Raw genomic sequence first — 6287 nt, 5'->3', positions numbered from 1 at the left:
ATGGTGGACGCATCCAGCAATGGGCTATGGTCATGAATCAACTATTAGTTCATGACCACCTAAAGGAACGTGTGAAGAAATATCTAGAATAACTTACACACTTTTCTTGACAAGCCCTATTAATGCTGATTCTTTTCCAGGCAGTGGACCTCCTCACATTCAAACATATTGGTTAGAATGTAAAAACTGCTACCATTCATGGGACACTGGGGATTTAGTCCATGACTATTAAACTCTTATGTAGCTACCTTACACTTAAATTTAAGGGAGAGAGGTTAATAGGCTTAATCATTTAAAAAAATAAATAATGGAATAAGGCAGCCTTTGCTGCCTTTTTATTTCACTTATGTTTAGTTTAAAGTTAAGTTTAAACCTTATTTATACAGTAGTATGCAAAAAAGACCTTAATTGTAGATTCTTTTGCTTCTTATTACCGTTTTCTAGAGTTGATTAAAAATTGGGAATTTCTTTTTTGTAAATAATCTAAAGTTTAATATTGCTATCTCGAGTTGATTCAATAATTGAATTACGTATAGAGAGTTGTTTAGATTTTTCCCATGTTAAATCAACTACAGTATCTTCATCAATCTCTAATTCCATTAGTAGATAAAACTCCATCATCATTCTTAACAAAGCTATTAATTGATACAATTCTTCACCTTTTACTGATTTTTTCAATAATGCTTCATCAAAATGAGTATTGTAATTTCTAGTATTTTTAATATCTCTAATTATTTCAAGTTTTTCTTTATCCCTTAAACTAAATAGATAGTGGTATTTACCCTCATTATGTAACGATCCATTTTTACTTTTAGGAGATAGTAATTCCTCAAGACGTTCGTGTAAACTAGGTTCATTAGAAAATGCTAATTTTCCTTTGACCCATTTCTGATGTTCCTCAGGTACATTAGCAATAATACTATCAAGTTTTTTCGAGTATTCTCCTTTGGGTAGGACTTGATTTTTTCTAGTTAACCTATGGTATGCCTCAAGAGCTTGAACTAAATTTAGAAAATACCGTTCAAGCGATGTTCTATGATAATTTAATGATAAGTATAGCTCTATTACTGGTTTCAATTTTTCATTTTTATCAAACCAGTTCTTCATACAGAGATTAAAACCATTCTTTATTTGATCTAGATTAATATAGTAATCATAACTTTTTAACTTTTCAACTCTTCCTATGTGCTCAAATTCAATGGCCTTACCATATATTTGTATAATTGGTTCATAATCCTTTGATTCAGTATAATATGGTTTTGCAGAAATATACTTAATATAAGTTCCTGTATTAGTGCAAAGAGCAATAAAATCTCTAACTTGGTTTATAAGATTATGCACCCTTTTTAAACTTGTAGGGTTAACGAATTTCAATGTTAATTGAGTATCGGTATTAATCTTTAAGGAACCTGAAAATTCATAATTATGATCAGGCAACGTAATATAGCTAATTATTAATTCGAATTCATTATTTTTATGTGTTATATCTTCTACCTTTTTAGTAGTTATTACATACTCCGATGATTCATTCAACTTTATATCTAATGCTTCCTGGAAAGACCACTTATTTAAATTGGTAACACTAAAATAAACTTCCTTAACCTTAATCTCTTCTTCAGTCGTAAAGATTTCTCCTTCTAAGAAATAACTACAATTAACATGATATATATACTTTGATTTATAATCATGAATAAAAGATGTTGATTTTGATCCTTGAATACTACATCCATACAAAGTATAAGCATTTCCATGATATGTTTTACCATATACAACATCAGTATTATAAGGGATTGATAATAATTCATCACTATAAAGTTCTAGTTCAAATTCATTGGTATCGCAATTTACTTTTAGTATCCCATTTAAATTCAATTCAGTTCCGCCAACATACCAATTTCCAAATTGTAATCCATCTTTATTAGACAATTATTATACCCCCATCTTTATAACCAGTATCAGTTTATATTTTGTTTACTTTTTTGGCGTTATTGTTTTTAACAAAAGAATTTTGAATTTCCTTTATTAAAAATTTTTGGATATAAAACAGCTGAAAAATAGAGTAACGAGCTAGAGTATTTTATAGACCAATACCACTAGCAGCATTATCATCAAACAGACTAACCTTCTTTATATATCGCTGCAACGAATCACTTCTCTTGTGCCTCGTTTGTTTCATAATCTGATGTTCGGCTTTTCCTGCCTTCGCAGCAGTACTACAAAAACCACTTCTCAAACTATGGGCACCATATCGTTTTGGATCCAATCCTACCTTTTCACAACAATTCTTTACAATCAAACGAACAGATTGTGGAGTTAACCCACTCAAGATATTTCCATGCCGATCGATTCTTCTGAATAATGGACCTTCTAAAATGCCTGAAACACTCAACCAATCTTCTAAACTACGAACTGGACAAGTCAAAGGATTACTTCCGTAAGGGAGTGCGATGTCCTGCCCTTCTCCCTTTTGATCCGTTTTACTTCTATTTAAATGGAGAATCAATCCATCACGAGTTTTCGAAACGTCTTCCAACTTCAAGCTAACCAGTTCACTTCGTCTTAACGCACCAGCCCATCCCAAAACTAATAAAGCTCGGTTTCGAACACCAATTAAGGTATTCTGAGGAATGGCTTGAATCACTCGTCTTAAGTCATCGAGCCAAAGGGCATCTTTCCCTTCTTCTTTAATCCCGATTTTTCGCTGAAGTCCATCCCATACCCCTTTTACAAGAGCTGTTTTAGTGGGACTTGGGTACCCAGCTGTCTCATGACGTTGAGAGATGGCCGTCATCTTTCGTTTGATGGAGGAAGCTTTCATTGTTTTTCCTAAATACGTGATGTAGTAGACTATTGTTTCTGGATCAGCCGGAAGCTTTTGTAATCCGTTCTTCTCACACCATTCGGAAAATTGAGTCCAATCATTTCGATAGGCTCGTTTTGTATTTTCAGCTTTCGAATTGGCTAAGTGTTTTTTCGCTTCATCCTGAAGCTCCAATATTTCGTTTGAAAGGAATTTTTCTTCCTGGATTTTCAGTTCCAAATTCATGGTTTTTTCTTCCTTTCTATGTATTGATAACGTGGGTTATGAATAATTAGAATGGTATAAATCAAAATGTGAAATTATCCAATTTCTAGTCATGACATTGTTAATCTTATACAAATTTATTTAAGTATCTTATATGGAAGTAAACCAAAAATAAAAAGCATGCTAAACATGCTCTATAAAAATTATGTCTTATTTAACTCGTTCGTCGGGTATTCGGATACCTCTCTAATACCGAGTAAAATTGTGATATAAATATTTAAGTAAAGATAAAGATTAGCCCTCACTTTTTCAAAGAGGGAGCTTAGGTAAGATCTTTTGTATAAAAAGTCTACTTTATTTTAACAATATTTTGAAAGTTATTCCACCAATTATTTTACACATCCAAAAGTAGCTTGTCACTTAACACTGTTATTTTTATACAAGTCTGATTGAGCATCTTCGAATTCATTTAAATCTATATATTAATCTGTCCCAATAGAGTGTACTCTAATTGAACGTGAAAATAAAAAGCATGTATGTCTCTTGCATTGTCAATTTAGGAATTATTTTCCATACGTTTAGGAGATATTTTTCACTTACAACTAAATTCTTAGCTAATTCCAATATAAAAGCATGTTTTGAAATTAAATCAAAACATGCTCTAAAAAATAACTCTTATTCAACTAAAGCACCCTTAGTTTAAGTACATTTCTTCACAAACTACTAACTAATCGACAAGAAAAAGAAGGTGACTTTTATAAGTCATCGTCCCGATATTATTAATTATTCAATGCCCTCGTAAATTTCCACTAGTGAACCATCGGGGTCCCTAAAATGAGCTACTTTAATCCCCCATCCTTGTTGTATAGTGGGCTTTGTTATGAATTTAATCTTTTCTTTTAATTCCTCATATTTCTCTTCAACATTATTGACCTTGAAAATTAATGCAACTTTATCAAAGTTATGAGCATTTGAGACACTCTCTGCACCTATTGCTTCAATCATTTTTTCCCTTTCAAACAGCCCTAAAGTACACCCATTAAATTTAAATTCAGCATATAAAGAATCTTCATCTCCCCAAGAAACCTCAAAACCTAAAACATCTCTGTAAAACAAAAAACATTCCCTATAGTTATCTACTAATAAACGTGTATGTGTTAGTTCCAAAACTTGTCCCTCCAATTCATTCTTTACTTAGCGAATATTTTTTCAAATTTCTTTATCGACTCATTACTGCATACATTTGAAAAAAAGGAAATAAGATATTCTTTGGAACCTTCTTTGTCTGTATTGATACTGTCAATTCCATTTCTATTTGTCCAAGAATCATACGTCTCAAAGGCTGTACTACTCCACCCATTCTTTTCACCATTTTCATTCCTTTTCTCCTGTATACCTGAAATTACAATGTCCATTGTTCCTTGTAATTCAAGTAAAGCATTCTCAAATATTCTTTTTTTTCAGTATCCTTTAGTCCTGCTTTTATTCTTAAAGATCGTGTATCTATTTCTTCTTCTTGGCTAATTATTTTGTATAAATTAAATGCTTCAGTTGAAATGTTTCCATTATAATATCGTTCCTCAACCGACTCAGTATAACCTATAACTCTTTTTACATATGGAAGAAGTTGTCGAGAAACCAATATAGACTTTTTCTTAATGAATTTTCCATAACCCGCAACACCGTCAGTTGAAAATTTTGTCCTCCAAATCCAAGGGTCAAATTCGGTTTCAGAATGCCAATACTCAGGTAAAGTAATGGTATTTAAAGAAGGGAATTCAGGTATTAAAGGAGCAAGAGGAAGTATTCCAATCTTTTCTATCACATCTACAGCTTCAGCATATGTTTTTATTTTATTGTCCATCAAGTTTTCTCCCTTTTAAAATTTAATATATACATTAATTCTATATTGTTACAAAATTTTCCTTCTCTAACTAACCTGCCCCTTTAGTGCAATAAGAAAATGCGATACCTCTTTTTTGAAGTATCGCACCCATTAGTGGAATAAAAAATTCTATTTTAACGCCTTATCTTTCAGTTTCGTAGTCATTAAGGATTTCCTTTATAATATTAAATGATCCATCTGCGATATTTTTGTTAGATTGTTTATTATAATCGTAGGTTATTAAAGCCTTCCATAAAGCCCAACCCCTTGCTCTATTCCAAGTTTCTTCATCGAAATTTAATGCATTCTTAAATGTCTTTCTGCTACTATCATCAAAAAAAGTCCACGCCATTGCAGCGTCACAAGAAGGGTCTCCTACACCCAATATTCCAAAATCAATAACCGCACACAATTTTCCATTTTTAATTAATATATTTCCTGGTGCTATGTCACCATGGACCCAAACTGGTTCACCAGCCCATTTTGAAGCTAATGCCAATTCCCAAATCTCATTCAATAAGTGTTTATTAAAGGTATCTATATTATTATTAATGGCTTCTCTACACTCACTATCATATACAACAATATCCCCGCCTCTATAAAAATTATGTTCCCCAGCTAAGGGACCTCCACTGGCATCAATTGATTGTAATTCAACTAAAAATTTACCCAAATCATTTGCAAATTGATTAATATCATCTATATTTTCTAAAGTTAATGTCTCTCCATCCAACCATTTGTTAACAGACCAAGGATATGGGTAATTCTCACCTGGTTCTCCTTTAGCTAATGGTTCAGATATTGGTGTAGAAAGATGCCTTGCTAAGAATGGCAACCATTTTTGTTCTTTTTCAACTTGGGGTACATAGGCTTTATCACTTGGCAACCTAACGCTCATACTTTTGCCTAAGTGAAAAGTTCTATTATCATTACCCCCTATTTTAACAGGCTTGATTTCCAAATTAGACCACTTTGGAAATTGTTTATTTATTAACTTCGAAACTAAATCTACGTCGATTTTTATCATTTAATTTCTCCCTATAATTTTATTTATTCATCACCCAAAACCCAGTTACAGTTACAAATTTATTTGATGATCGAATCCTCAACAACCCTTTTAATTTGATTAAGTTTTTACTTCTCCATGAATGTTTAAAATTCCTTCATTCACTAACTCCCTCAATAAACAAACACTTATCTCTTCAATACGCAGTTTCTCTCAATATTTCTACATAACTTGTTTAGTCTAATAGATTTGGTTAGTAAGAAAAGAGCCCAATCAAGCAGATTAGGAGAAAAATGAGCGCAAGAAACTAGCCAACCTTCGGTAATTTTTTAAAAGTTGGAAGATTAGGTATGTACGCACCAATGGATGTC

The 6287-nt window shown here is 32.1% G+C and carries 6 protein-coding genes; all 6 read right to left on the bottom strand.

What is annotated here, in order from left to right; all coding sequences use genetic code 11:
• Nucleotides 1–483: 483 nt before the first annotated feature.
• Nucleotides 484–1926, bottom strand: a complete 1443-nt coding sequence (locus tag ACTJJ9_RS25720; RefSeq protein WP_145585291.1) for a HEPN domain-containing protein — start codon at nucleotides 1924–1926, stop codon at nucleotides 484–486.
• A gap of 151 nt (nucleotides 1927–2077) precedes the next feature.
• Nucleotides 2078–3046, bottom strand: coding sequence for a tyrosine-type recombinase/integrase (locus ACTJJ9_RS25715; protein WP_255452036.1), 969 nt, complete (start codon nucleotides 3044–3046; stop codon nucleotides 2078–2080).
• Nucleotides 3047–3808: 762 nt separating this feature from the next.
• On the bottom strand, nucleotides 3809–4192 hold the full coding sequence (locus ACTJJ9_RS25710; RefSeq protein ID WP_145585289.1) for a VOC family protein: 384 nt from the start codon (nucleotides 4190–4192) through the stop codon (nucleotides 3809–3811).
• A gap of 23 nt (nucleotides 4193–4215) precedes the next feature.
• On the bottom strand, nucleotides 4216–4440 hold the full coding sequence (locus ACTJJ9_RS25705; RefSeq protein ID WP_440768995.1) for an AlkZ-related protein: 225 nt from the start codon (nucleotides 4438–4440) through the stop codon (nucleotides 4216–4218).
• Entirely contained in the window at nucleotides 4428–4889 is a 462-nt protein-coding gene (locus tag ACTJJ9_RS25700; RefSeq protein WP_255452034.1) for an AlkZ-related protein, read from the bottom strand. The genes ACTJJ9_RS25705 and ACTJJ9_RS25700 overlap by 13 nt, the downstream gene beginning before the upstream one ends.
• A 163-nt stretch (nucleotides 4890–5052) precedes the next feature.
• Entirely contained in the window at nucleotides 5053–5937 is an 885-nt protein-coding gene (locus ACTJJ9_RS25695; protein ID WP_145585287.1) for an aminoglycoside phosphotransferase family protein, read from the bottom strand.
• Between the last annotated feature and the right edge of the window lie 350 nt (nucleotides 5938–6287).

The sequence above is a fragment of the Metabacillus sp. 22489 genome (assembly GCF_052044855.1).
GTDB lineage: Bacteria > Bacillota > Bacilli > Bacillales > Bacillaceae > Metabacillus > Metabacillus niabensis.
This window is presented reverse-complemented; position numbering and strand designations above follow the sequence as displayed.